Here is a 25,395-nt window from a genome sequence, read left to right as displayed (position 1 = left end):
AGCCAGTGGATCAGTTGCTGAAGTACAGGTACTTCCACGCGCCGTACGTCGTCGAGTTCACGTTGTCGCCGGACGAGCCGTTGACGTACACCGAGCGCATCCGGGCCCGGATGCCGGCCTCACCGGGCGCCTCCAGGGTCACGGGCGACTTGCCGTTCGAAGCGACCGGGAAGTACTCGGAGTCCGCGGAGTACCACGAACCCTGGTAGTAGACCTGAAGGTCGAAGCGCGCCTGGCGACCCGGGTAGTAGGTCATGCTCGTGGTGAGCAGCGGGTCGGTGTTCTTGTGGAACCAGTAGTAGGACGTCGAGCCGATCTTCGCCGTCCGGTAGTGGTGGGAGACGGCGGTGGAGACCTTGACCCGGGCGTACCCGGTGACCTTCACGGTCTTCGGCGCGTACCGGGCGTCGCCCGAGAAGACCGCGGTGACGGTCGTGTCGCGGGTCATGTCCACCCAGGCGGCGAGGTTGCCGGCGGAGTTGACCTTGCCCGTCTTGATCAGCTTCTTCGGCTTGTCGGCGCCGAAGGGGTCCGCGTAGATCTGGACCGAGCGGTTCTTGTACGTCTTCCCCAGGTGCGCCGTGAACTTGACGTCGGTGCCGTAGTTGTACAGCTTGCCGTTGTTGTTCAGGGACAGGGCGGTGGCCGCCCGGGACACCGCGACCTTGTCGGAGGCGGTCGCCGACGTGTGCGTGGCGTCGCCCGCGTAGGTCACCTTGTAGGTCACCGTGCCGCCGGCCGGCGGGGTGTCCGTGAAGGAGTACGTGCCGTTCGACTTGACCGTGACGGCCGCGAGCTTCTTGCCGCTCGGGCTCTCCAGGTCGGTACGGGTGACCGCGAGCTTCGTGCCGGCCGGGAACGCGACGTTCGCCGTGATCTTCCCGGTGACCGTGAGCTTCTTGGCGCGGGCCGCGGACGTGGGCGCGTTGACCGTGAGCGTCGGCACGCTGAGCGCCGGGCCCGTGAACGCCTTCAGGGTGTAGGTGTTGTCCGAGTTGCCGGCCAGGGCGAACACCCGGGAGGAGTCGGGAGCCCAGGCCACGTCGCCCATGCTGGAGTTCCCGGCGTCGAAGCGGCGTACCGGCTTGTCGGCGCCCGCCTTGTAGACGTTCACATGACGGTCGTAGGCCTGGGCGATCAGACCGCTCGGCGAGACGTCGCCGAGCCAGCCGGTCTCGGTGAGGGGCGTGCCCTCGGTGAAGCCGCCGTCGGCGTACGACAGCTTCCGGGAGCCGTTCCACAGCACCTGGGAGCCGCCGGGCACGAGGTCGATGTCGCTGGAGTAGCGTCCGCTGTCGGTCTTGGCGACCACCTGCGGGGTGGCGCCGGAGACGTCGAGGACGTTGATCGCGCCCGGGCTGGTCCCGCTGTCGGCGTAGGACAGCAGGCCGGGGGCGGACGGGTTCGCGTCGAGGAGCCCCGAGTTGTAGTACGGGGAGACCGTCTCCGGGAGCTGCCCCAGGGTCACCGCGGTCGCCGGGTCGGTGGCGGCCGGGTCGACGGAGCCCAGGTTGCCGTGGAAGCCGTCCGACTCGGTGGTCCGGTACGAGAACCAGATCCGGCCGCCCGCGAACGCGACCTCGTGCGGCTCCGCTCCGGTGCCGATGTCGTAGCGGGCCTTGACCTGGAGGTTGGCCGCGTTGAGGGCCACGATCTCGTGGGTGGCGGGCAGCGCCGCGTACAGGGTGGCGCCGTCGTCCGACACCGCCAGGTCGCTGACGTCGCCGAAGCCGACGTTCAGACCGACGAGGGTGCCGTTGTAGTCGGTGGCCAGGATGCGGCCGTTGGCCTGGTCGGCCACGAAGACGCGCTGCAGCGCGCCGTCCGCGACGAGACCGACAGGCGTGGTGAGCGTGGCCGTCGCGGCCGAGGCGGTACCGGCTCCGGCGACGCTCAGCGCGACGGAGCTGAAGAGAACCGCGAGAGTCGTCGCGGCAGACGTGCTGCGCTTACGCACAGAGATAAACCCCCCACAAGAGTCCCGGGGTCGCCGGGAGATCGAGAGCGCCGCGCGGCACCCGGACGTGACCGTTGGAGATCGGTTTCGTGCGGGGCGCGGCTGCCAGGAGTCAGCCTATGGCATGCCTGTGACAATAAGCGGCCTATTTCCCAGAAGGGCGGCGGTCAGCCGTACATCCGGCGCATCGCGAAGTCGACCATCTGCTCGACCGCCTTCGCGTCGAACACCATCCGGTGCTCGCCCTCCATGTCGAGGACGAAGCCGTAGCCGGTGGGCAGCAGGTCGATCACCTCGGCGCCGGTGATGACGAAGTACTTGGACTCTTTGCCCGCGTACCGGCGCAGCTCCTTGAGGGAGGTGAACATCGGGATCACCGGCTGCTGGGTGTTGTGCAGGGCCAGGAAGCCGGGGTTGTCACCGCGCGGGCAGTAGACCTTGGAGGTCGCGAAGACCTGCTGGAAGTCCTCGGCGGCCAGCTGCCCCGTGGTGAAGGCCCGCACCGCGTCGGCGAGGGAGGGCGGGGACGGCTCGGGATACAGGGGCGGCTGCTGCCCGTAGCCGCCGCCCATCGGCTGCTGGGGCGGCGCGGCGTACTGCTGCTGGGCACCCAGGTTCTGGTCGTAGCCGTACATGGGCGCAAGAGTACCGACCCGCGCTCCCCATGGGCACTTCACAGATGAGCCCCTGGCGTCCCACAGCGGACGCCCATAGCGTCCCCGATATCAAAGAGCACACCAGGGAACAGCAAAGAGCACATCAATACGGCAAGGGGCACCGCCATGGCACACCACGACCACGAGGACCACGAGCACGACAGAGGGCTCTCCTACGATCTTCCCGTCCTCGCCCGCCGCCGGATGATCCGGCTGTTCGCGGGAGCGAGCCTGGTGCCGCTGGTGGGCTGCGCCGGTACCGAGGAGAAGTCCTCGTCCGCCACATCCGCTTCCACAGCCTCATCCGCCTCCACCGAATGCGCGACCATCCCCAACGAGACGGCCGGCCCCTACCCCGGCGACGGCTCGAACGGGGTGAACGTGCTGAAGGAGAGCGGTGTCGTGCGCGGCGACATCACCTCGAGCTTCGGCGACTCCGCGGGCGGCACCGCCGAGGGCGTGCCGCTGACCGTCACGCTCACGGTCGTGGACGCCGCCTCGGGCTGCGGGACGCCGAAGGCGGGCGCCGCCGTCTACCTCTGGCACTGCGACCGGGAGGGCAACTACTCCCTGTACTCCGAGGGCGTCACCGACGAGAACTACCTGCGGGGCGTCCAGGAGGCGGACGACAAGGGTCAGGTCACCTTCAAGAGCATCTTCCCGGCGTGCTACACCGGCCGCTGGCCGCACATCCACTTCGAGGTCTACGGCAGCCTGGAGGACGCCACCGCGGCCACCTCCATCACCAGCACCTCGCAGCTCGCGCTGCCGAAGGACGTCTGCGACACCGTGTACGCGACGGACGGCTACAGCCGGAGCGTGACGAACCTCGCCCAGCTCTCCCTCGAGACGGACAACATCTTCAGCGACGGTTACGACCAGCAACTCGCGGCCGTGGACGGAAGCGTCGAGAAGGGGTACACGGCCACGCTGACCGTCCCGGTGTGAACCGTCACAGATGGCCGGATCGGGGGGAGTCGGGGTTGCGCCTTATTACCGACGGGTAGCATCATCGGAGCTACTAGTTGGTATGTGAACTGGCGCGAGGATCCAAAGTGCCTCGCCGATCTCTCTCTACGGAGCCATCGCCATGGGGCACTACAAGTCGAATCTCCGCGACATCGAGTTCAACCTCTTCGAAGTACTGGGACGCGACAAGCTGTACGGCACCGGCCCGTTCGAGGAGATGGACACCGAGACCGCGAAGAGCATCCTCGAGGAGCTGACCCGCCTCTCCGAGAACGAGCTGGCCGAGTCCTTCACCGACGCCGACCGCAACCCCCCGGTCTTCGACCCCACCACGAACACCGCCCCGGTCCCCGCGTCCTTCAAGAAGAGCTACAAGGCGTTCATGGACTCGGAGTACTGGCGGCTCGGCCTGCCCGAGGAGATCGGCGGCACCACCGCCCCGCCGTCGCTGATCTGGTCGTACGCGGAGCTGATCCTCGGCGCGAACCCGGCGATCTGGATGTACTCCTCCGGGCCGGCGTTCGCCCGCATCCTCTTCGAGGAGGGCACCGAGGAGCAGCAGAAGCTCGCCTCGGTCGCCGTGGAGAAGCGGTGGGGCTCGACCATGGTGCTCACCGAGCCCGACGCGGGCTCCGACGTGGGCGCCGGCCGCACCAAGGCGGTCCAGCAGGAGGACGGCTCCTGGCACATCGAGGGCGTCAAGCGCTTCATCACGTCCGGTGAGCACGACATGGAGGAGAACATCCTCCACTACGTCCTCGCGCGGCCGGAGGGCGCCGGTCCGGGCACCAAGGGCCTCTCCCTCTTCCTCGTGCCGAAGTACCTGTTCGACTGGGAGACCGGCGAGCTGGGCGAGCGCAACGGCGCGTACGCGACGAACGTCGAGCACAAGATGGGCCTCAAGGCGTCCAACACCTGCGAGATGACCTTCGGCGACCGGCACCCCGCCAAGGGCTGGCTGATCGGCGACAAGCACGACGGCATCCGCCAGATGTTCCGGATCATCGAGTTCGCCCGCATGATGGTCGGCACGAAGGCCATCTCCACGCTCTCGACGGGCTACCTGAACGCGCTGGAGTACGCCAAGGAGCGCGTCCAGGGCCCCGACCTGGCGAACTTCATGGACAAGACCGCGCCCAAGGTCACCATCACCCACCACCCCGACGTGCGCCGCTCGCTGATCACGCAGAAGGCGTACGCGGAGGGCATGCGGGCGCTGGTGCTGTACACCGCCAGCATCCAGGACGCGATCGCCGTCAAGGAGACGAACGGCGAGGACGCGAAGACCGAGCACGCGCTGAACGACCTGCTCCTGCCGATCGTCAAGGGCTACGGCTCCGAGAAGGGCTACGAGCAGCTCGCGCAGTCGCTGCAGACCTTCGGCGGCTCCGGCTTCCTCCAGGAGTACCCGATCGAGCAGTACATCCGCGACGCCAAGATCGACACCCTGTACGAGGGCACCACCGCGATCCAGGGCCAGGACTACTTCTTCCGGAAGATCGTCCGCAACCAGGGCGCGGCCCTGAACTCCCTCGCCGAGGACATCAAGAAGTTCCTCGCGCTCGGCACCGGCGGCGAGGAGCTGGCGGGCGCCCGCGAGCACCTCGCGAAGGCGGCCGTGGAGCTGGAGGCGATCGTCGGCCTGATGCTGACCGACCTGGCCGCCACCGAGCAGGACGTCAAGAACATCTACAAGGTGGGCCTCAACACCACCCGCCTGCTGCTCACCTCCGGTGACGTGATCGTCGGCTACCTGCTCCTCAAGGGTGCCGCGGTCGCCGCCGAGAAGCTGGAGACCGCCTCCGCCAAGGACAAGCCCTTCTACACCGGCAAGATCGCGGCGGCGAAGTTCTTCGCCGCCAACGTCCTGCCCGGCGTCACCCTGGCCCGCAAGATCGCCGAGGGCGTCGAGCTGGACCTGATGGAACTGGACGAGGCCGCCTTCTAGCCGACCGCCTGGCGTCCTCAGATCCTTCACAAGGGCCCGTTCCCATCGCTGGGAAGCGGGCCCTTGCACGTCGTTAAGGTGAACCCCATGAGCCAATCCCCCCGCTTCGACCGCGGCCACACCGACGACCTCGTCTCCTTCCTGGCGGCGAGTCCGTCGCCGTACCACGCGGTGGCCACGGCCGCCGAACGGCTGGAGAAGGCAGGCTTCCGGCAGGTCGCGGAGACGGACGCCTGGGAGGGGACGACCGGTGGCCGGTACGTACTGCGCGGGGGCGCGATCGTGGCCTGGTACGTCCCCGAGGGCGCCGAACCCCACACCCCCTTCCGGATCGTCGGCGCCCACACCGACTCCCCGAACCTGCGGGTCAAGCCGCTGCCCGACACCGGCGCGCACGGCTGGCGCCAGATCGCCGTGGAGATCTACGGCGGGCCGCTGCTCAACTCCTGGCTCGACCGCGACCTGGGCATCGCCGGCCGGCTGACCCTGCGGGACGGCTCGACACGCCTGGTGAACGTCGGCCGCCCGCTGCTGCGAGTCCCCCAGCTCGCCATCCACCTCGACCGCGCGGTCAACACCGACGGGCTCAAGCTCGACAAGCAGCGGCACGTCCAGCCCATCTGGGGCCTCGGCTCCGATGTCCGCGACGGCGACCTGATCGCCTTCCTGGAGGAGGAGTGCGGGCTGCCCGCCGGGGAGGTCAGCGGCTGGGACCTGATGACGCACTCCGTCGAACCGTCCGCCTACCTCGGCCGCGACCAGGAGCTCCTTGCCGGTCCGCGCATGGACAATCTGCTGTCCGTGCACGCCGCGACGGCGGCCCTCGCGGGCGTGGCGACCAGCGGCGCCGGCCTGCCGTACATCCCGGTGCTCGCCGCCTTCGACCACGAGGAGAACGGCTCGCAGTCCGACACCGGCGCGGACGGGCCGCTGCTGGGCAGCGTGCTGGAACGTTCCGTCTTCGCGCGCGGCGGATCGTACGAGGACCGGGCGCGGGCCTTCGCCGGAACGGTCTGTCTCTCCTCCGACACCGGCCACGCCGTGCACCCCAACTACGCGGAGCGGCACGACCCGACGCACCACCCGCGCGTCAACGGCGGCCCGATCCTCAAGGTCAACGTCAACAACCGCTACGCGACGGACGGTTCGGGCCGCGCGGTGTTCGCCGCCGCCTGTGAGAAGGCGGGCGTCCCCTTCCAGTCCTTCGTCTCCAACAACTCCATGCCCTGCGGCACCACCATCGGCCCCATCACCGCGGCCCGGCACGGCATCCGCACGGTCGACATCGGCGTGGCCATCCTGTCCATGCACAGCGCCCGCGAACTGTGCGGCGACGCCGACCCGTACCTGCTCGCCAACGCGTTGGTCGCCTTCCTGGAGGGCTAGTCCAGGGCTAGTTCGGGAAGTGTGGGGTACCCGCAGGCGGTAGCCGGAACGTCCGGCTCACCGACAGGGAGGCGACGCCATGGGCCTGGGCGGATGCATCATCCTCATCGCCGTGGGAGCCATCCTCACGTTCGCGACCGACTGGGACATGCAGGGGGTGAACCTCGACCTGGTGGGCGTCATCCTCATGATCGTCGGCCTGATCGGCGTCACCACGTTCAGCAGCATCGCGCGGCGCCGGCGGGTACTGATGCCGCCCTCCACGACAGTGATCGAGGAGGACCGGACGCGACGCAGCGGCGACGGCTACAGCAACGGATACGGCGCCTGACCCCGCGTCGGACGACCGACCCGTCGTCGTCCACCCCCGCCGGCACCGACGGCGGCCGGTCCGCCCCGCCCTCGGTGAGGCGGACCGGAACGCCCCCTGCTCGCGGCCGTGAAGGGTCAGCCCAACGCGTGACCCGTCGTCGCGTCCACATGGGCCGGGACGGCCTCGTGACGGTCGCCGACCGTTGAGGTGCCGGACGGTTCGAGGAGGAGGATCTCCGTGGGGACCGGGGCGTACGGCTTGTGCTCTGTGCCGCGCGGGACCGTGAAGACGCTGCCCCTGGGCAGGACCACCGTCCGCTCCCCGGCCGGCTCGCGGAGCGCGATGTGCAGCTCTCCCTCCAGCACCAGGAAGAACTCGTCCGTGTCGTCGTGGACGTGCCAGAGGTGTTCGCCCTCGACCTTGGCCACGCGGACGTCGTAGTCGTTGACGGTCGTGACGATGCGTGGGCTCCACTGCTGGGTGAAGGACGCGAGGGCGGCGGAGAGCGCGATGGGTTCCATGGGTTCCATGCGCTCATCGTCGGCCGTGGTGCACCCGCCGTACGAGTGCTAGTAATCGCATATGCCGCAAGAATCCTCGCAGCGTCCGCACCGGGTCGCCGTCATCGTCGACGAAGGGACCAATCCCTTCGAGGTCGGGGTCGCCACCGAGCTGTTCGGGCTGCCTCGGCCCGAGCTCGGGCTGCCGGGGCCGCTGTACACCGTCACGCTCTGCGCGCCCACGCCCGTCGTGCGGATGAACAACGGGTTCTTCACCCTGACCGAGGTACCGGGGCTGGCGGCCGTGGACGGTGCCGACACGCTCGTCGTGCCGGGCCGGCCCGACAATGTCGTACCGCGCGGGGACGACGTCCTCGACGCGATCCGGCGCACCCACGCGCGCGGGGCGCGTGTCATGAGCCTCTGCACCGGGGCCTTCGCGCTCGCCGAGGCGGGGATCCTCGACGGCCGCCGTGCCACCACGCACTGGATGTGGGCCGAGGCCTTCCAGAAACTGCACCCGCGCGTACGGCTCGAACCCGACGTGCTCTTCGTCGACGAGGGCGACATCCTGACCGCCGCCGGCAGCGCCGCCGCGCTCGACCTCGCGCTGTATGTCGTGCGGCGTGACCACGGCACCGAGATCGCGAACGCGGTGTCGCGGCGGCTGGTGTTCGCCGCGCACCGGGACGGCGGGCAGCGGCAGTTCGTGGAGCGGCCGGTGCCGGACGTGCCGGACGAGTCGCTGGCGCCGCTGCTGGCGTGGGCCGGAGAACGGCTGGGGGAGCCGCTGACCGTCACGGGGCTCGCGGCGCGCGCGGCCGTCTCCCCCGCCACCCTCCACCGGCGGTTCCGGGCCCAGCTCGGTACGACACCGCTCGCCTGGCTGAACGGTGAGCGCGTGGCGCTGGCCTGTCTGCTGATCGAGCGGGGCGAGGAGCGGCTGGACGTGGTGGCGGCCAGGAGCGGGCTGGGGACGGCCGCGAACCTACGCGCGCGTGTGCGGCGCGAGACCGGACTCAGCCCGTCGGCCTATCGACGGCGTTTCGGACCGGCGGGCGGGGAACCGGTGAGGACATGAGATTCCTCGTACGCGACCGACTCCTCGCCTTCGGTGACGACTACTGGATCGAGGACGACCACGGCAACAGGGTGTACCTCGTCGACGGCAAGGCCATCCGGCTGCGGGACACCTTCGAGCTGAAGGACACCCAGGGTCGGGTCCTGATCGACATCCACCAGAAGATGCTCGCCCTGCGCGACACGATGGTGATCGAGCGGGAGGGTGAGCCGCTGGCCACCGTCCGGCGCAAGCGGCTGTCGCTGCTGCGCAACCACTACCGGGTGGCCCTGGCCGACGGGCGGACCGAGCTCGACGTCAGCGGCAGGGTCCTCGACCGTGAGTTCGCCGTCGAGTACGACGGTGAGCTGCTCGCCGTGGTCTCCCGACGCCGGCTGCACGTGCGGGAGACCTACGGCGTCGACGTCGTCCGTGACGACGCGGACCCGGCGCTGCTGATCGCGGTGACGGTGTGCGTCATCCACCTGGCCGAGAAGGAGCGGGACGACGACTGAGGGCCGGCTAGGAGAACAGCAGACGCCAGGTCAGCGGGCCGGGGGTGCCGTCGGCGTCGCCGCGCAGTTCCTTCCGTGACTTCTGGAAGTCCCGTACGTTCAGCCGGTCGGACTCGCCCCAGGTCTTGCTCGGGCCGACCTTGTAGTGGTCGCCGAAGCCGCGCTTGACCAGCTGCTTTCCGAGCTGGAGGACGTGCGCGTTCGAGGCCCCGGCCACGAAGTACTTGCGCCCCGGGAAGGCGGGGACACTCGGCTTGGCGGGGGTGGTCGCCTGCGGGATGTCGTCACCGAGGTCCAGGTCGGCCTTCGCGTACTTGAGGATCCTGGCGAAGTCGATCGCGCCGGGGTCGCCGTGGACGTTCTCGGGCACGTGCATGTGCCCGCAGACCCCCTTGAAGTCCGTCCACTTCGCGGCCGTCATCCGCTGGCCGCCGCCGTTCCCGTACGACGTGGGGTACGCGGGCCACGACTTCGGGCCGGACAGCGGTACGCCGTGCTCCTCGTGCATCCAGGTCAGGAAGCGGGCGATGCCGTGCAGGGCCCAGTCGGGCGCGTCCGGCCAGTAGACGTGCTCCCGGCCCGCGGTCTTCCACTTCGCGTGGGTCTTCGGGTCGCAGGTGCCGACCAGTTCGACCTGACAGACGTTCATGGTGTTGGTCTCGACGCCGCCGCGCAGATTGACCAGCGCCCTGGAGGACGTCTCGATGTCGAAGTGCTGGTACCACTTCAGCTTCTTGGCGGCGAGGTCGGGCACCGCCGTCAGGTTCGGCGCGGAGGAGCCGCCGTCGTATCCGGGGAGGGTGGGACCCTCCGTGGTGTGCAGGACGACGACGTTGACCTGCATCGGGTCACCGCCGAAGTCGTCCTGGTACCAGTTGGCCCGGCTCGCGCCGGGGTAACGCTGGGGTCCCGTCTTGGTGCTCATCACAGACTCCTGGGTTGAGTGTGTCGATAGGGAGTACGGGGAGAAGGGGCGAAGCAGTCAGTTGCCTCGTCCGGCCGGTGCCATCGGGCCCGCCGCGTGCAGATGCCGGGCCAGGCGCGCGGCGTCGGTGTCGGTGTCTCCTCCGGTGTCGGCGGTGTCGTCGCGGGCCGCCAGTTCGCGGGCGAGCGCGGCGTGCCGCAGCTGGCGGGAGGACGGGGTCTGGGTGCTCAGCACCACGTCGCGGGCCAGCTCGGGCAACCGGTAGCGGCCGGCGCCGCCCGCGCCGGGGTCCGGCTCCCAGACCAGGATCCGGGCTCTCACGGCAGCGTCGATCAACGGCAGCAACGGCTCCGGCGCCATGCCCTGGACGGCGGCGAGCAGACCGACGTCCAGCCATTCGCCGTCTGCTGCGGCGTAGGAGAGCATCGTGCGGGCCGGGTCGGACAACTCGACCAGCCGCGCGTGGAGGATGTTGCGTACCGCCGCCGGCACCTGCGCCGCCGGGCCGGTGCGCCGGTCGGGCGGCAGTCCGAGCAGCTGGGCCAGGGCGAACGGGTGGCCCTCGGCACGCCGGTGCAGCGCCGCCGCGGTCTCCGGCGGGGCGTCCTCGCCGTTCGCCTCGAGGAGTTCGGCCACGTCGTCGACGGTCAGCGGCTCCAGGGTCAGCCAGGTCGCGCCGATCAGGGCCAGCTCGGCGAGCAGCATGCTGGACACCGGGGCGTCGGGGTTGCGCAGGGTGCACACGAAGACGACCGGAGCCTCCCGCAGCACCTTGGCGAGCCGCTTCAGGAGGCGGTGGAAGCCCTGCGGTGCCTGGTCGAGGTCGTCGACGACACAGAGGGTGGGGGCCAGGGTGAGTTCATGGACGACGGTGCCGAGCGGGTCCTTCTGCGCGACGTCGTCCTGAGCGGAGTCGGTGCCGTCCTGCCGCAGCGCGTCCAGGAGCTGGACGGTGGGGCAGGTCTGGAAGATCCCGCGGTTGCCGCTGAGCGCCTGGCCCGCCCTGGTGCGGGCGACGGTGAACCCGGCGGCCTGGGCCCACGCCGAGAGCTCCTCGACGAGCCGGGTCTTGCCCGCCCCCTGCTCCCCGTTGACGACGGCCCACTGGGGGCGGCCGGCGGTCGCGGCCGACAGCAGGACGGCCAGCCGGGCCATCTCCTCGCTCCGGCCCACGAAGGGAGCGGTCGCGGCGGTCGTCGCGGGGTACGGGTGCACGCACGCGGTGACGAACCCGGGGCCCGCGAGGCCCGCTGTCCCCGTGGACAGCGACGCGCCGACCCCGGCGGGGCCACCGGTGCCGGACGAGGGCGTACCGCCCGTACCGGACGGGCGTTGGGCCCCGGTGCCGGACCAGGGCGTACCGCCCGTGCCGGACCAGGGCGGGGCCCCGGTGCCGGACGGGCGCGTACTGCCCGTGCCGGACGAGGGCGGGGCCCCGGTGCCGGACGGGCGCGTACTGCCCGTGCCTGACCAGGGCGAGGCTCCGGTGTCGGAGGGGTGCGGACCGCCCGTGCCGGACGGGCGCGGGCCGCTCTTGTCAGACGGGCGCGGGGCGCCGAGGGCGACGACGTCGTGCCGCAGGATCGCGGTGTGCAGGTCCCTCAGCCGGGGGCTGGGGTCCAGGCCCAGCTCCGTGGCCAGCATGTCGCGGAACCGCTCGTACTGCCGCAGCGCCTCGACCGGCCGTCCTGCCACGTACAGCGCGCGCATCAGCAGCGCCCAGGACGTCTCACGCAGCGGCGCCCTGAGGACGAGGCCCCCGGCGACGTCGATCGCCAGTTCCGTCTCCCCCTGCTGCACGAGGATCGCGGCCCGCAGCTCCTTGGCGTCGTGGAGGGCGCCGTCGAGCCGGGTGCGCTCGCGTATCGCGAAGTCGTGCTCGGCGGCCTCGGCCAGGGCCTCGCCGCGCCACAGTCCGAGCGCCGCCTCGATCTCCTCCCGGGCGGACGGCAGCCGGCGGTTCCTGAGGGCGTCTCGGGCCCTGCTCACGGACTCCTCGAAGAGTGCCGTGTCCCGTGCGTCGTCCGGCACTTTCAGGGCGTACCCGGCCGGACCGCTGACCAGCATCGCGGACCTGCCCTGCAGGGCAGGGTCGAGGACCGCGCGCAGCCGGCTGATGTGGGCGCGTACGGAGGAGGCGGCGCCCGTCGGCCGGTCCGTCGGCCACAGATCGCGGCAGAGGGTCTCCTGCGAGACGGGCCGGCCGTCCTCGATGAGCAGGCGGACCAGCAGCAGTCGGCGCTGCCGGGGGCCCAGTTCGAGGAGTTCGTCACCCCTCAGCACTTCGACGGGGCCGAGCAGCCCGAAGCGCATCTCCTGTCCGTGAGGTGAGTTCACCGGGTGGGCCCTCCTGAGCGGGGCTGGTACGAAGGCCGCCCGTCGGCGTCACCGCAGTCAACCAACGGTTCGTTGCTCGGTTGTTGTCGCCGTGTTGTCAGCCACTTGAATGCCCGCATTGAATCGCGGACACCGGCGCGGGGGCACGGGCTACTTGGTCACGGTGGCTTCCACGACGCGAGGCGTGCCGCGGCGGGCGTCGATCCCGCCCGTGGCGAGCGCCGAGCCCGGCAGGGCGAGGGCGTTCAGCCGGCGGCCCAGGGCCGGGACGCGCATCGCCCGGCGCAGGATCAGGTAACCGGCCAGTCCGCCCAGCGTGTTGGCGATGAGGTCGTTGACGTCCACCGAGCGGGCGTTGTTGCACACGATGTAACTGAGCAGCTGGGTCAGCTCGATCGACAGGCTGACCAGTGCGGTGAAGCCGGTGACCCGCCCGAGGGAGGTGGCCTTGGCGGACATCAGCGGCAGCAGCATGCCGAGCGGGACCATCAGGGCCACATTGGCGACGATGCTGGGGTCGGGGCTGGGCACGGGGATGTAGCTGACCTGGCTGGTCCAGGGCATCTGGTTGGCGTACTCGCCGTAGGTCACGACGATCGGGAAGACCGTGAGGCTGAGCACGCCGGCGGCGTACGCGGCGGCCAGCAGACGGGTCAGCGTGTGCTGCCCGGTCCAGCCGGGCCTGCCCTGCCGTGCGCGCCAGGCCAGGAAGAGGGTGAACGCGGCCATCAGGGGCCCCAGTACGGTCAAGGCACCGATCTCGAAGTTGACGTTGCCCATGGGGGAGTGCTCCTCGGTGGGGAGGGACGGGTGCCGGTGACGTCCGGCGGCGAGGGCCACTCTCGCCCGCCGCACCGGGGCGGCGGATCTTGCGAAAGTCGGATCTTCGGGCCGACCGCTACGACTTTCGGCAGATGTCCCGGCTACGCTCCCGGCATGAGCTCCTGGCGATGGGCGAGGCGAAGCGAAGTGGTATGGCCCCTGGTGGTCGTCCTGCTGCTCGGTCTCGGTCTGTTCGACTACGCGATGGGCGTGTTCGGATACGCCCACAACGCGTTCACCAGGCTCGACGCCACCACCACCGGCCCCTTGACGCTGGGATCCGCCCTGCTGACGGTCGCCGCCCTCCTGCTCTGGCCCCGGCTCGGCGCACGGGGCCTGCCGCTCGCTGCCGGGCTCGCGGCGGTGGCCTCGCTCGGCATCACGGTCGCCGTCCATGTCATCGCGGGGACGGCCCCCGGCCTGGACGAGTTCACCGCGGTGGAGGGGCCGATCGGATTCACCGAACCGGCGGCGCTGTCGGGCCTGTTGGTCCTCGTGACCTGGCGCGGGGCGCCGGTGTGGTCGGCGGTGGCCGCGCCGTTGGCCGTGGCGGCGATCGTGACGCGCCCGCTGGCCGCCGAGATCGACCTGGGCGGCATGGTCCTCGCGTTCTTCCTCACCCTGGCGGCGACGGCGGCCGTGGCCATCGGTCTGACCGTGCGGCTGGTCGTCGCGGACCGGGCGCGGCGGGACAGCGCCGTACGGCTGGAGCAGCGCGCGGAGTTCGCCCGGGATCTGCACGACTTCGTCGCGCACCATGTGACGGGCATCGTCATCCAGGCGCAGGGCGCGCGCTCGGTCGCCGCCCGGCGGCCGGACCTGGTGCCGCCCGCGCTGGAACGGATCGAGCACGCGGGGGCGGAGGCGCTGAAGTCGATGCGCGCGATGGTGGGGATGCTGCGCGACTCCGGCCCGCAGGAGACCGGGAAGTCACCGGACGCGGACCTCGCGCCGCTGGCCGGTATGGCCGAGGTGCGGTCCCTCGTGGAGGAGTTCGCCCCGGTCGGCGGCGGCCGGGCGACGCTGCGGACGGAGGGTGAGTTCGCGGATCTGCCGATGGAGGTGGTCACCACCGTGCACCGGGTGGTGATGGAGGCGCTGACCAACATACGCAAGCACGCCCGCGACTTCACCGAGGTGGAGGTGAGCCTGGTGCGGACCGGGCCCCGGGTCACCGTGACGGTCGGCGACGACGGACGGCCGCGCGCGGGCCACCAGGCCCTGCACGCCCTTCAGTCGCTGGGCGGGGGCTTCGGGCTGAAGGGGCTGGCCGAGCGGGTCGGCTTGATCGGCGGCCGGGTCGAGGCCGGTCCCGCGTCGGGCGGGGGCTGGCGCGTCGAGGCGGCACTGCCCGTGGGTGAGCCGCTCGACGCAAGGGTGGGGAGGGCCGCGTGACCATCCGGGTACTGCTCGCCGACGACCAGGCCATGGTCCGCACCGGCTTCGAGATGATCCTGTCCGCCGAGGACGACATCGAGGTCGTCGGACACGCGGCGGACGGCCTGCAGGCGGTGGAACTGGCCGAACGGCACCGGCCCGACGTGGTGCTCATGGACATCCGCATGCCCCGGCTCGACGGCCTGGAGGCGCTGCGCCGGCTGACCCGACCGGGCCTGGTCGACCCGCCGAAGGTCGTCGTGGCCACCACGTTCGACGACGACGAGTACGTCCACCGCGCCCTGCGCGACGGCGCCTGCGGCTTCCTCCTCAAGGACTCCGGGCCCGCGCTGCTGGTCGAGGCGATCAGAGCCGCGGCGTCCGGGGAGGCCCTGGTCAGCCCGTCCATCACGCTGCGGCTGCTGCGGGGGCTGCCGGGCAGGGCCGCGTCCGGCCCGCGTCAGGCCGCGCCGACCGGGCTGTCGGCGCGTGAGACGGATGTCGTGCGGCTCGTGGCGGGCGGGCTCACCAACGCGGAGATCGCCGCCGAGCTGTCGATCTCCGTCGGCACGGTGAAAACCCACCTGGGCAATGTGCAGACCAAGCTCTCCGCCCGCAACCGCGTCGAGATCGCGGCCTGGGCCTGGCGGTCGGGCCTCGTCGACCAGTAGAGACCGGTAGGGACCAGTAGAGACCGGTAGGGACTAGGGGGTCCGTTTGCCGAGTACCCGGTCCTTGAGGGCCGGGAACTGCTCCCTGGTCGTCGCCACCTTCGCCGGGTCGAAGTCGACCCTGAGGATCTCCTCGCCGTGGCCCGCCTCGGCCAGTACCTCGCCCCATGGATCCACCACGATCGAGTGACCCGCCTGCGGAACCCCGGCATGCGTCCCGGCCGTTCCACAGGCGAGCACGAACGCCTGGTTCTCGACCGCCCGCGCCCGGGCCAGCAGCGTCCAGTGCGCCCGGCGGCGCTCCGGCCAGCCCGCGGGGAGGACGAAGGTCTCGGCGCCGGCGTCGACGAGACCGCGGAACAGTTCGGGGAAACGGAGGTCGTAGCAGGTGCCCAGACCGAGGGTCGTGTCCGGCAGCCGGACCGTCACCAGTTCCTCGCCCGCGCCCATCAGCACCGCCTCGCCCTTGTCGAAGCCGAAGCGGTGGATCTTGCGGTAGGCGGCGGCTAGCTCACCGGAGGGGGAGAAGACGAGAGACGTGTTGTAGAGGGGGCCGTCAGGGTCCCGTTCCGGGATCGAGCCCGCGTGCAGCCACACGCCCGCGTCGCTCGCGGCCTTGGCCATCGCCTCGTACGTCGGCCCCTCCAGCGGCTCGGCCTCGGCGGCGAACGCCTCGTAGGCGAAGGCCCCGGTCGTCCACAGCTCGGGCAGCACCACGAGCTCGGCGGCACCGGCCTGCTCCCGCACCAGCGAGGCGACCCGCGCACGCCGCGATTCGACCGATTCGCCCTCGTCCACGGCGAGTTGGATCAGAGAGGCGCGCACATTACCACCGTCCTGGCATTCGAGCCGTCCACACGGCCTACGATCGTCACACGAAAGCACTGCCGGGGTGCTTCGCAGCAGCGTAACTTGGGGGTCCCCCCGATTCGAGCGCAGCCGAGAATCGGGGGAGTCTCAGAACCCGCCGACGTCCGCCGTCACCATCCGCCCGTGTACCGACCGCCGAGGGGTCCCGTTCCGTGAGTCTGCATCCCACCCTCCAGCCCTACGCCGACGCCTGGACCCACTCCATCGAATCGATATCCGAGCTGGTGAAGCCGCTCGTGGAGGGCGAGTGGAACTGGCGGACACCGTGCCCCGGCTGGTCGGTCCGCGATGTGGTCTCCCATGTGATCGGCCTGGACAGCGAGATGTACGGCGATCCCCGCCCGATCCACTCACTCCCGCGCGATCTCTACCACGTCACCACCGACATCCAGCGGTACATGGAGGGGCAGGTCGACGTCCGCCGGCACCACACCGCGCCGGAGATGACGTCCGAGCTGGAGCTGATGATCATCCGGCGCAACCGCCAGCTGCGCAACGAGACCCGTCAGCCGACGACCGTCGTCCGCGGCCCGCTCGGCACGGAGCTCACGCTGGAGGAGTCCATGCGGGGCCACGCGTTCAACGTGTGGGTGCACGAGCAGGACCTGCGCACCGCCGTGGGCCGCCCCGGCAACCTCGACTCCCCCGGCGCGCACATCGCCCGTGACGTGCTGCTCGACGAGCTGCCGTCCGTCGTCGCCGACCGGTCGGAGGCCCCGCGCAGCTCCGCGGTGGTGTTCGACGTGAACGGCCCGATCGAGTTCCTGCGCACCATCCGCGTCGACATCCAGGGCCGCGGCACCCTGGAGACGGTCCCCGCGCTCGGCCCGGCGGCCTCCTTCACCCTGGACTGGGAGACGTACGTCCGGCTGGCCTGCGGCCGGGTGACGCCGGAGGCGGTCGCGGACCGGGTGAAGGCGGAGGGCGAACCGCGGCTGACGGCGGCGATCCTGCGGAACTTCGCGGTCACGAAGTAGCCCGGTGGGCGGAGACGACGGAACGGGCCCGCCGTGTGGATCACGGCGGGCCCGTTCCGGATGACGAGCGGTGCGGGCGTTACGCCTTGGCGAAGCCGTACGTGATGAGCTTCTTCACGTCCGCGGTGCGGGTGGTGGCGTTGGTGGACGCCAGCACCGTGCCCACGATGGTCTTGCCGTTCAGGGTCGAGGCGAAGACGAGGCAGTACTTCGCCTCGGGGCCGGAGCCGGTCTTCACACCGAAGGTACCCTTGTAGCCGAGCAGCGTGTTGGTGTTGGCCCATGCGGCCATGGTGCGGGTGGTGCCCGTCTTGGTGACCGTCTTGGCCTGGTAGGACTTGGTCTTGACGACCGCGCGGAAGTTCGCGTTCTTCAGCGCGTTCTTGGCGAGGATCGAAAGGTCCTTGGCGGTGGAGTAGTTGGAGCCGTTGCCGATGCCGTCGAACGAGTCGAACTTGGTGTTCGTCATGCCGAACGACTTCGCCTTGTTGTTCATCTTGGCGATGAAGTTCTTCACACGGGCGGCCCGCGTCGAACCCGTGCCGAACTTGTCGGCCAGCGCGTACGCGGCGTCGCAGCCGGACGGCAGCATCAGCCCGTAGAGCAGCTGGCGGACGGTCACCTTGTCACCCACGATGAGGCGGGCGGACGACGCGTTGTTCGCGACGATGTAGTCGCTGTACGCCTTCTGGATGGTGACCTTGGTGTTCAGGTTGAGGTTCGACTGCGACAGCACGACGGCCGCGGTCATGATCTTCGTGGTGGAACCGGTGGAAAGCTTGGTGGTGGCGCCCTTCGCGTACAGCTGCTTGCTGTTGGCGTTGTTCATCACGTAGCCGGCCTTGGCGGTGATCGTGGGCGTCGTGACAGCCTGCGCGGGTGCCGCGGTGAGGACTCCTCCGGCGAGCACTGCACTGGCCGTGGCGAGGACGGCGGCGGCTCGAACGCGGATGCCCTTTGTGGCGGTTATCAACTGAAATACCCCGATTACGTCGAATGCACCTGATGTGCGGCCGAGTTGGAAAGCAAAGTTGATGGGGCCGCATGTGTGTGACACGTAAGTAGCACAGAAGGTTGTGCGTCCGCTGGGACGAATTTCTGATTACCCCTGGTTCCCGCCCGGCGCGGGTCCCGCATGATGGACGTTCCTCGCGATGGGTACGTGTTGTATCTATCCTGTGGGCATGTCGTCCGCAGCCCCGCCCGCCGCCCTGGAGAACCACCCCCCGAACGTCAGGCAGCCGCCCGCCGCCGACCGTGTCTACGCCCACGTCAAGCAGGGTGTCCTGGACCGCCGTTACGAGGGGGGCACGCTCCTCACCGAGGGCGAGCTCGCCGAGGCCGTCGGGGTCTCCCGCACTCCCGTCCGCGAGGCGCTGCTGCGCCTCGAGGTGGAGGGGCTGATCAAGCTCTACCCGAAGAAGGGCGCCCTGGTCCTGCCGGTCTCCGCACAGGAGATCAAGGACGTGGTCGAGACCCGGCTGCTCGTCGAGGAGCACGCGGCGCGCAAGGCCGTACCCGCGCCCCCCGGGCTCGTCGAGCGCCTGGAGGAGCTGCTGGCGCGGCAGAAGGAACAGGCCGCGGCGGGCGACCTGGCGGCGGCGGCCGTCACCGACCGCTGCTTCCACGCGGAGATCGTCCGCAGCGGCGGCAACGACATCCTGTCGAAGCTCTACGACCAACTCCGCGACCGGCAGCTGCGGATGGGCGTCGCCGTGCTGCACTCCCACCCCGACCGGATCGCCAAGACCCTCACCGAGCACGAGGAGATCCTCCAGGCGCTGCGCTCCGGCGACGCCGAGCAGGCCGTAGGCGTCGTCCACCGGCACATCAGCTGGTTCTCCCACCTCGCCCGCGGGGAGGTGCGGTGAGCGCCTCCCGCCCCACCGCCAACTCCACCCTTCCGGGTGACCCGCCCGGCGGACGCCGTGCACTCGCCGTCTGGGGGATCGGCGTCTCCGTGTACTTCGTCGCCGTCATCTTCCGTACGTCCCTGGGAGTCGCCGGCCTCGACGCGGCGGACCGCTTCCATGTGAACGCCTCCGCGCTGTCGACCTTCTCCATCCTCCAGCTCCTGGTCTACGCCGGTATGCAGATACCGGTGGGCCTGCTCGTCGACCGGCTCGGCACCAAGAAGGTGCTGGCGATCGGCGTGGTCCTGTTCACCGCGGGCCAGCTCGGCTTCGCGTTCTCCCCGTCGTACGGCACCGCCCTCGCCTCCCGCGCGCTGCTCGGCTGCGGCGACGCGATGACGTTCATCAGCGTGCTGCGGCTGGGCAGCCGGTGGTTCCCGGCGCGGCGCGGCCCGCTGGTGGCGCAGCTGGCGGGGCTGGCCGGCATGGCGGGCAACCTGGTCTCCACCCTCGTCCTGGCCCGGCTGCTGCACGGCGTCGGCTGGACCGCCGCGTTCGCGGGCAGCGCGTTCGCGGGCGTCGTCGTCCTCGTTCTGCTGCTGCTCTTCCTGAAGGACCACCCCGAGGGCCACGAGCCCGAGCCGTTCCCGCACCACGGCGCCGCCTACGTCCGCCGGCAGATCGCCGCGTCCTGGCGGGAGCCGGGCACCCGGCTGGGGCTGTGGGTGCACTTCACCACCCAGTTCCCGGCGATGGTCTTCCTGCTGCTGTGGGGCATGCCGTTCCTGGTGGAGGCCCAGGGCCTGTCCCGGGCCACGGCCGGCGAACTCCTCACCCTGGTCGTGCTCTCCAACATGGTCGTGGGCCTGGTGTACGGCCAGATCGTCGCCCGGCACCACGAGGCGCGGCTGCCGCTGGCACTGAGCACGGTGGGCGCCACGGCGGTCATGTGGGCGGTGACGCTGTCGTACCCCGGCGACCACGCCCCGATGTGGCTCCTGATCACCCTCTGCTCGGTCCTCGGCGCCTGCGGACCGGCCTCCATGCTCGGCTTCGACTTCGCCCGCCCCGCGAATCCGCCCGAGCGTCAGGGCACCGCCTCCGGAATCACCAACATGGGTGGTTTCGTGGCGTCCATGACGACCCTGTTCGCGATCGGCGTGCTGCTGGACGCCACCGGTGGCAACTACTCGGTCGCGTTCTCCGTGGTGTTCCTGCTCCAGGCGGTCGGCGTCAGCCAGATCCTGCGACTGCGCAGGCGCGCGGCACGGCGGGAGCGGGAACGGCTGGTCGCGAGCCGGGTGGAGACGGTGCACGTACCGGCGAAGTCGGTCTGAACGGCCCCGCGGGGTGGCCTTCGGGCATAACCCGCTTGTCCGTACGTCCGTTCGGCGTTTAGCGTCGGTGTCATCGACGTGTAGCTCAGTAGCCAGAGCACCGGGCTCCAGACCCGGAGGGCGCGGGGGCGGAACCCGCCACGTCGGCTACGGCGTGTAGCTCAGCAGCAGAGCACCGGGCTGTAAACCCGGAGGGGGCGGGGGCGGCACCTGCCACGTCGGCTTATGAACGAAGACGCTGACCAGCAGCACCTCGCACCGGCCGCCAACCCGGGGTACGCCTCCGGCGAGCTCGCCAAGGCGCTCAGGACCGCGCTCACCCACCACGACCCCGACACCCGCCGCCGGGCCGAGGACCGCGGGCGGTCCTGGCGGGCCGTCCTCGCCGGGATGGCGAGCGGGCACCTCACGATCGGCTCCCGCACACCCGTCACCGGGTTTCCGGCGTGGGTGACGCCCGAGGTCCTGCGCGGCGGCTTCGCCACCGGCGAGGCCGGCGCCGGGGGGCCGCTGACGGAGTACGAGGTGGAGGCGGCACGCGTCGCCGGGGTGCCCGCGCAGCGGCAGGCGCTGTTCGCGCACTGGCTGTCGGAGGACGGCCTCGGGCGGCTGCACGAGCTGCTGGACAGCGGCCGGTACGAGGTGACCGTGCCCGAGGAGGCCGCCCTGCTCACCGTGGCGTGGCTGGCCCGCGCAGGTGAGCTGGACGCGGCGGTCGCCCTCGTCGGGGAACTGGCCCCCTTCGCCGGACGCCTGCGGTTCACCCCGCGCCCGGCCGACCGCCCCGCGCCCGACCCCGGCGCGGTGCACCGGGCGACCGTCGGCGAGGCCACCGACACCCTGATCCGGCGCCGGCCGAACCGGGCGGTGGAGACCCAGCGCGAGGCACTGACCGTCTGGCAGCCCTTCGGCGACGAACTCCTCGCCCACTGGCTGGAGACGGCCGACGCCACCGGAGCGGTCCAGGTCCCGGCCACCGACGACGCCTGGCATATCAGAGGCGCCGAACTGCTCCGCCGGCACCGCGACCTCGCGCGCCGGCACACCTACTGCACCAAGCACCTCAGCCCCAAGGGGAACCTGGGGATCCTGCGGGGCGCGCTGGAGGAGACCGTCGCCGGGCGGGCGCTGGACGCGCGGCGGCTCGGGCTGCTGCGGCACGCCGTGGCCTCGATGGTGCGGCGGCGCGGACTGCCCGGTTCCACGTCGCACACGGCGCTGCGCCGGGCGCAGGCCGCCCAGGCCGCGCTGCCCTCGCACCACGCGCTGGCCCAACTGGTGCTGCGCCGGCTGTCGGAGCTGGAACAGGAGACGGGCGTGGCCGAGGTCGACCCGCTGCTCGTCCCGGTGACCGGCCCGGAGGCTCACGAGACCGGGCTGCCGGTAGGCGCGGGGGTCCCGGCCGCCGTACGCCGCCCCGTGGAGGCGGCGCTGAGCGCGCCCGTCGGCACGCTCGTCGCACGCGGGGTGGTGCCCTCGGCCGAGGTGCTGGCCGAGCTGGTTCCGCAGCTCGTCGCCGTCACCACCGCCCAGGCCTACCGGGACCCCGCCCTGCGCACGCTGGCCACCGCCAACCACCGCGCGTTCGCCGGCCGCCGTTCGCTGCTGCTGCTCAGCCTGGAGCGGCAGGTGCGGATGGAGGAACTGCCGTGGGTGAAGGCCGTGGCCGGACAGCGCGCCGAGGGCGGCGCGGGCGAGGCGTCGGCCGCCGCGCTGCGGCAGCTGGGCGAACTGGCCGTGCAGGCCTTCCCCGGGACGATCCTGCCGAACCGGCTGGTCAGCCAGCTGTCCATGCTCGCCCGGCAGTCCGGACTCAGCGCGCCCCTGGTCGAGGAACTCGCCGCGGACATCTTCGTGGGCACGTTCACCCCGAAGTTCCTCGACGCGGCCCGGGTCGCGGCGGAACTCCTCGGCGGGGGCTCGCTCTACGAGAGCTACTACGGCATCGACTACGGGGCGGTCCGGGAGCTGGCGAACCCCGCGGCGAGGACACCGCAGCGGACCTCGCCGGGGTTCGCGAAACTGTGCGCCGAACGGGCCGGGTTCTCCTCGAACCGCCGGGGATACGACTTCGGCTCCGTCGCCGGAAGCGGCATGGTGATCGAACAGGCGCAGATCCTCACCACGCACAATCTGGCCACCCTGGTCCACCGGGTCGGCATCGCCCCGGCGCCGGGCTGGGCGGACCTGGCCGTCCGCACCTTCGGCACGGTGTGCCGGCTGACCGCCCGGGTGCACGGCAATCCGCGCCCCCTCGCCACGATCAAGGACGTGGCCTACGCCTGGCGGCAGCTGCTGTTCCACCTGTCCCTGTGCACCCCTCGGGAACAGGCCCGCACCCTGGCCCGCCTCACGGAGGAGGCCGACCGCCACGCCACCCACGTCACCGCCCGCCTCGCCCCCGCCCTGACCGGCCTCCGCCAGGTCGCGGAGGGCGGTACGGCGGACGAGGGCGAGGGCCGACTGCTCCTCGGCTGGACCACCGAGAGGCACTGGCTGGCGGCGGATCCGGTGTAGTCAGAGCTCCCGGGTGAACGCGGCCCATGCTGCGGGGGTGAGCCGGAGTATGGGCCCGCCGGGTTCCTTGGAGTCCCGGACGGCGACGGTGTGGGGGCGGTTTCGGGCGACTTCGACGCACTCGCCGTGGGGGTCGCCGCTGCTGTACGTGGACTTACGGAAGTCGTAGTCGGACACGGTGGCTACATCTCCTTGCGGATGCTGTCGATGAGTCTGACGGAGTTGCTGTGCGCCAACCCGAGTCGCGCGATGCGATCGAAGGCCGCGTTGTGGTGCGCCGCATCAGTCTCGCTCTCCAACCAGACCTTCGTCGACGAGGTATCCACCTGTACGACATCCACAGCGCCGGGCTCCGCGAAGGACACCACCGTGAAGGCACAGGTCATACCGGGGTGGGCACCCGCGATATAGGGAACGACCTGCACGCGCACCTGGGGCAGGCGGGCCGCCTCCAACAGATGCTCCAACTGGGCCCGCATGACGTCCCTCCCCCCGACGAGCTGGCGCAGCACCCCCTCATGCAACAAGGCCCAGAGCTGTAGCGGACGTTCGCCGACCAGCCTTGTCTGACGGGCCATCCTCGCTTCGACGAAGGTCTCGATCTCGTCCAGGTCCTCCCAGGCGCCATTGCCCACCGCGAGGGCACGGGCGTAATCGGCCGTCTGCAAAAGCCCTGGGACGAAGGTCAGTTGCCAGGTACGCAGTTCCGTGGCGATGTCCTCCAGCGCAACGTACTCGATCTGCGCCTTCAGCTGCGGGTACTGATTCCACCAGCCCTTGGCCTTGCGCCGGTCGCGGTCCGCCTTCGCCAGGGCCAGCAACTTGCCGATCACGGCTTCGTCGCTCTCGCCGTACAGATGGCACAGCGCCCTGACGTCCGGGTCCCGCATCGGGACCTGGCCACGTTCGATCTTGGTGACCTTGGTGACGGACGCGGTCAGCGCCTCGGCCGCATGCGACTGGCGCAGCTCTCGCGCCTCTCGCATGCGCAGCAGTTCTCCGCCCAGCCGACGCCCCAGAACCGTGGTGATCGTCCTTCCCCTATTGGGGTCCGTACCCGCCATATCGCACTCCCTCCCTAGGACAGCGAAATTTCTGTCCATGTTCGATTGCTGCCCAACTCCTTTCGAGGCTACCGTAAGTACTCAATCGACCACCTAGCGGCACCAGTCGGCGGAAGAGCACCGCGCTGCCCGGACCCGGGGCGCGGCGAAGCCACCCCCTGGCGTCGACGACGCACAAGGAGGTGCGTTCCCCTGAACGGTTCCTGCCCGCCCCCGGGGCATCCCAAGACCTACGACCGTTTCGACGCCGTCAGCTACACGCCCTACCCCCGCAGCGTCACCCTCGCCCGCAGACGGGTCGCCCAGCTCGCCGCCGACTGGGGACACCCCCACGCCGCGGGCGACGCCGCCCTGATCGCAAGCGAGTTGTGCACGAACGCCCTGCTGCACGGCTGCCTGCGGAACCGCCTGTTCCGCGTGGAGACGTCCCTCTCTGGCACGGCCCTGCGCATCGCCGTCACCGACCCGAGGGGCGAGCGCCTCCCCGACCCCCGCCCCGCCGACCGCGACGACCAGTTCGGCCGAGGCCTGCTCATCGTCGACACCCTCGCCGCCCGCTGGGCCACGGAGAGACTCACCGTCGGCAAGACGATCTGGGCTGAACTGGACATTCCGCGGGGCGCCCATGCGTAGCCTGCTGCGCCGTCTGCGAGGGTGCCATGGCGGTACCTTGGCCCGACGGCGAAAGGAGACGCAGATGGCAGCCGAGTGGCAGAACACGCTGACCGAGGCTCGGGAGGCCACCGGATTCACGAGCGAGGTCGTGCCGCGCACGGTCGACGGCGTCGGGGCGGCCCTGCGGCTGGATCACCGCGCCGACTTCTACACCGAACTGGGCGCCTTGGCTGACTCCGGCGGCTTCGAGGCGTTCCTCAACCACTGGTGGACGCAGGCACTGGCAGACACGGCTCCCGATGAGGAAGCGCGCGAGCAGGCGATCGACTTCGCCGATGTGGCCGTGTCCTTGTACGCGCGGGCCACTGGCGGTCCGACGTCCACCCCGGCGGAAATCAACGCCATCGTCACCGGAGCAGAAGCCTCTTGAGCTACACGATCATCTGGGAGAGGGCAGCCTCCGAAGGGCTCAAGCGCCTCCGCGCCCGCGACGGCGACGCGGTGAAGTCCCTGGTCAAAGCAGTCAATGCCCTCGCCCAGAACCCAGAGCCGGCCGCAAGCAGCAAGCTCGGCGGCACCAGCCTGCGGCGGTTGCGCGTCGGCGTGTACAGAGCCACGTACGAAATCGACGGCGGCACCGTGGCAGTCAAGGTCCTCATGGTGGGAAGTACGGCCCTCTGAGGCTCTGCGGTCGCGGCCCCCACTCGTGAGCGGGGGCCGGACTCA

General features: G+C 70.7%; 25 protein-coding genes and 2 tRNA genes. 17 read left to right on the top strand and 10 right to left on the bottom strand.

Going from position 1 to position 25,395, the window contains the following annotated elements:
* Positions 1-10 precede the first annotated feature (10 nt).
* Both ACFPIH_RS17895 and ACFPIH_RS17890 read right to left on the bottom strand, forming a co-directional pair.
* Positions 11-1,957 (bottom strand): YncE family protein, encoded by a 1,947-nt coding sequence (locus ACFPIH_RS17895; RefSeq protein WP_381170864.1) that lies wholly within the window; start codon positions 1,955-1,957, stop codon positions 11-13.
* Positions 1,958-2,124: 167 nt separating this feature from the next.
* A complete protein-coding gene (locus tag ACFPIH_RS17890) occupies positions 2,125-2,592 on the bottom strand; it encodes an SseB family protein (protein WP_381170867.1) in 468 nt (155 codons plus the stop codon).
* A gap of 147 nt (positions 2,593-2,739) precedes the next feature.
* Between ACFPIH_RS17890 and ACFPIH_RS17885 the strand changes: the two genes are divergently transcribed.
* From ACFPIH_RS17885 to ACFPIH_RS17870, 4 genes are all read left to right on the top strand, one after another.
* Entirely contained in the window at positions 2,740-3,561 is an 822-nt protein-coding gene (locus tag ACFPIH_RS17885) for an intradiol ring-cleavage dioxygenase (RefSeq protein WP_381170870.1), read from the top strand.
* A 142-nt stretch (positions 3,562-3,703) separates the two neighbouring features.
* Entirely contained in the window at positions 3,704-5,530 is a 1,827-nt protein-coding gene (locus tag ACFPIH_RS17880; RefSeq protein ID WP_381170873.1) for an acyl-CoA dehydrogenase, read from the top strand.
* Between the two features lie 87 nt (positions 5,531-5,617).
* Entirely contained in the window at positions 5,618-6,916 is a 1,299-nt protein-coding gene (locus ACFPIH_RS17875) for a M18 family aminopeptidase (RefSeq protein ID WP_381170875.1), read from the top strand.
* A 79-nt stretch (positions 6,917-6,995) separates the two neighbouring features.
* Positions 6,996-7,247: a DUF6458 family protein gene (locus ACFPIH_RS17870; protein ID WP_381170877.1), complete on the top strand. Its 252-nt coding sequence runs from the start codon at positions 6,996-6,998 to the stop codon at positions 7,245-7,247.
* A gap of 116 nt (positions 7,248-7,363) precedes the next feature.
* Here the strand turns inward: ACFPIH_RS17870 and ACFPIH_RS17865 are convergent, their stop codons facing one another.
* Positions 7,364-7,759 (bottom strand): cupin domain-containing protein, encoded by a 396-nt coding sequence (locus ACFPIH_RS17865; protein WP_381170879.1) that lies wholly within the window; start codon positions 7,757-7,759, stop codon positions 7,364-7,366.
* A gap of 52 nt (positions 7,760-7,811) precedes the next feature.
* On the opposite strand from ACFPIH_RS17865, the gene ACFPIH_RS17860 reads away from it, so the two are divergent.
* Entirely contained in the window at positions 7,812-8,810 is a 999-nt protein-coding gene (locus ACFPIH_RS17860) for a helix-turn-helix domain-containing protein (protein ID WP_381170881.1), read from the top strand.
* Complete coding sequence (locus tag ACFPIH_RS17855; RefSeq protein WP_381170883.1) at positions 8,807-9,304, top strand: LURP-one-related/scramblase family protein; 498 nt, start codon at positions 8,807-8,809, stop codon at positions 9,302-9,304. Before ACFPIH_RS17860 ends, ACFPIH_RS17855 begins: the two co-directional genes overlap by 4 nt.
* Positions 9,305-9,311: 7 nt before the next feature.
* Here ACFPIH_RS17855 and ACFPIH_RS17850 read toward each other — a convergent pair whose 3' ends face one another.
* The 3 genes from ACFPIH_RS17850 to ACFPIH_RS17840 all read right to left on the bottom strand — a co-directional run bounded on the left by ACFPIH_RS17850 (position 9,312) and on the right by ACFPIH_RS17840 (position 13,346).
* A complete protein-coding gene (locus tag ACFPIH_RS17850) occupies positions 9,312-10,229 on the bottom strand; it encodes a peptidoglycan-binding protein (RefSeq protein ID WP_381170885.1) in 918 nt (305 codons plus the stop codon).
* Positions 10,230-10,286: 57 nt separating this feature from the next.
* A complete protein-coding gene (locus tag ACFPIH_RS17845) occupies positions 10,287-12,566 on the bottom strand; it encodes a BTAD domain-containing putative transcriptional regulator (RefSeq protein ID WP_381170887.1) in 2,280 nt (759 codons plus the stop codon).
* A 150-nt stretch (positions 12,567-12,716) separates the two neighbouring features.
* Positions 12,717-13,346: a VanZ family protein gene (locus tag ACFPIH_RS17840; RefSeq protein ID WP_381170889.1), complete on the bottom strand. Its 630-nt coding sequence runs from the start codon at positions 13,344-13,346 to the stop codon at positions 12,717-12,719.
* A 156-nt stretch (positions 13,347-13,502) separates the two neighbouring features.
* Between ACFPIH_RS17840 and ACFPIH_RS17835 the strand changes: the two genes are divergently transcribed.
* Both ACFPIH_RS17835 and ACFPIH_RS17830 read left to right on the top strand, forming a co-directional pair.
* Complete coding sequence (locus ACFPIH_RS17835; RefSeq protein WP_381170891.1) at positions 13,503-14,783, top strand: sensor histidine kinase; 1,281 nt, start codon at positions 13,503-13,505, stop codon at positions 14,781-14,783.
* Complete coding sequence (locus ACFPIH_RS17830; protein WP_381170893.1) at positions 14,780-15,436, top strand: response regulator; 657 nt, start codon at positions 14,780-14,782, stop codon at positions 15,434-15,436. Before ACFPIH_RS17835 ends, ACFPIH_RS17830 begins: the two co-directional genes overlap by 4 nt.
* Before the next feature lie 33 nt (positions 15,437-15,469).
* On the opposite strand, the gene ACFPIH_RS17825 is transcribed toward ACFPIH_RS17830, so the two are convergent.
* Positions 15,470-16,261: a carbon-nitrogen family hydrolase gene (locus ACFPIH_RS17825; protein ID WP_381170895.1), complete on the bottom strand. Its 792-nt coding sequence runs from the start codon at positions 16,259-16,261 to the stop codon at positions 15,470-15,472.
* Between the two features lie 197 nt (positions 16,262-16,458).
* Here ACFPIH_RS17825 and ACFPIH_RS17820 point away from each other — a divergent pair, with 197 nt between their 5' ends.
* Complete coding sequence (locus ACFPIH_RS17820; RefSeq protein ID WP_381170897.1) at positions 16,459-17,283, top strand: maleylpyruvate isomerase family mycothiol-dependent enzyme; 825 nt, start codon at positions 16,459-16,461, stop codon at positions 17,281-17,283.
* Between the two features lie 79 nt (positions 17,284-17,362).
* Here ACFPIH_RS17820 and ACFPIH_RS17815 read toward each other — a convergent pair whose 3' ends face one another.
* Positions 17,363-18,256, bottom strand: a complete 894-nt coding sequence (locus ACFPIH_RS17815) for a D-alanyl-D-alanine carboxypeptidase family protein (protein WP_381170899.1) — start codon at positions 18,254-18,256, stop codon at positions 17,363-17,365.
* Positions 18,257-18,467: 211 nt separating this feature from the next.
* On the opposite strand from ACFPIH_RS17815, the gene ACFPIH_RS17810 reads away from it, so the two are divergent.
* The 5 genes from ACFPIH_RS17810 (at position 18,468) to ACFPIH_RS17790 (ending at position 22,990) form a co-directional block, all read left to right on the top strand.
* On the top strand, positions 18,468-19,154 hold the full coding sequence (locus ACFPIH_RS17810) for a GntR family transcriptional regulator (protein WP_381170901.1): 687 nt from the start codon (positions 18,468-18,470) through the stop codon (positions 19,152-19,154).
* Positions 19,151-20,473: an MFS transporter gene (locus ACFPIH_RS17805; protein ID WP_381170903.1), complete on the top strand. Its 1,323-nt coding sequence runs from the start codon at positions 19,151-19,153 to the stop codon at positions 20,471-20,473. Before ACFPIH_RS17810 ends, ACFPIH_RS17805 begins: the two co-directional genes overlap by 4 nt.
* Positions 20,474-20,547: 74 nt before the next feature.
* Positions 20,548-20,620, top strand: a tRNA-Trp gene (locus tag ACFPIH_RS17800).
* 3 nt (positions 20,621-20,623) lie between these two features.
* A tRNA-Tyr gene (locus tag ACFPIH_RS17795) sits at positions 20,624-20,695 on the top strand.
* Positions 20,696-20,698: 3 nt separating this feature from the next.
* Positions 20,699-22,990, top strand: coding sequence for a coiled-coil domain-containing protein (locus ACFPIH_RS17790; protein ID WP_381170905.1), 2,292 nt, complete (start codon positions 20,699-20,701; stop codon positions 22,988-22,990).
* On the opposite strand, the gene ACFPIH_RS17785 is transcribed toward ACFPIH_RS17790, so the two are convergent.
* Together ACFPIH_RS17785 and ACFPIH_RS17780 are read right to left on the bottom strand one after the other, a co-directional pair.
* Entirely contained in the window at positions 22,991-23,167 is a 177-nt protein-coding gene (locus ACFPIH_RS17785; protein ID WP_381170907.1) for a DUF397 domain-containing protein, read from the bottom strand.
* A gap of 5 nt (positions 23,168-23,172) precedes the next feature.
* The gene (locus ACFPIH_RS17780; RefSeq protein ID WP_381170909.1) at positions 23,173-24,054 is read right to left on the bottom strand and encodes a helix-turn-helix domain-containing protein; all 882 of its coding nucleotides are present in this window, start codon (positions 24,052-24,054) and stop codon (positions 23,173-23,175) included.
* 45 nt (positions 24,055-24,099) lie between these two features.
* Here ACFPIH_RS17780 and ACFPIH_RS17775 point away from each other — a divergent pair, with 45 nt between their 5' ends.
* The 3 genes from ACFPIH_RS17775 to ACFPIH_RS17765 all read left to right on the top strand — a co-directional run bounded on the left by ACFPIH_RS17775 (position 24,100) and on the right by ACFPIH_RS17765 (position 25,350).
* Entirely contained in the window at positions 24,100-24,687 is a 588-nt protein-coding gene (locus tag ACFPIH_RS17775; RefSeq protein ID WP_381170911.1) for an ATP-binding protein, read from the top strand.
* A 64-nt stretch (positions 24,688-24,751) separates the two neighbouring features.
* Positions 24,752-25,099, top strand: coding sequence for a hypothetical protein (locus tag ACFPIH_RS17770; RefSeq protein WP_381170913.1), 348 nt, complete (start codon positions 24,752-24,754; stop codon positions 25,097-25,099).
* Entirely contained in the window at positions 25,096-25,350 is a 255-nt protein-coding gene (locus tag ACFPIH_RS17765) for a type II toxin-antitoxin system RelE family toxin (protein ID WP_381170915.1), read from the top strand. The genes ACFPIH_RS17770 and ACFPIH_RS17765 overlap by 4 nt, the downstream gene beginning before the upstream one ends.
* Positions 25,351-25,395 lie beyond the last annotated feature (45 nt).

The organism is Streptomyces vulcanius, from assembly GCF_042653945.1.
Classification (GTDB): Bacteria; Actinomycetota; Actinomycetes; order Streptomycetales; family Streptomycetaceae; genus Streptomyces; species Streptomyces mangrovi.
The sequence above is the reverse complement of the archived record's forward strand: the minus strand, read 5'-3'. Positions and strand labels throughout refer to the sequence as shown.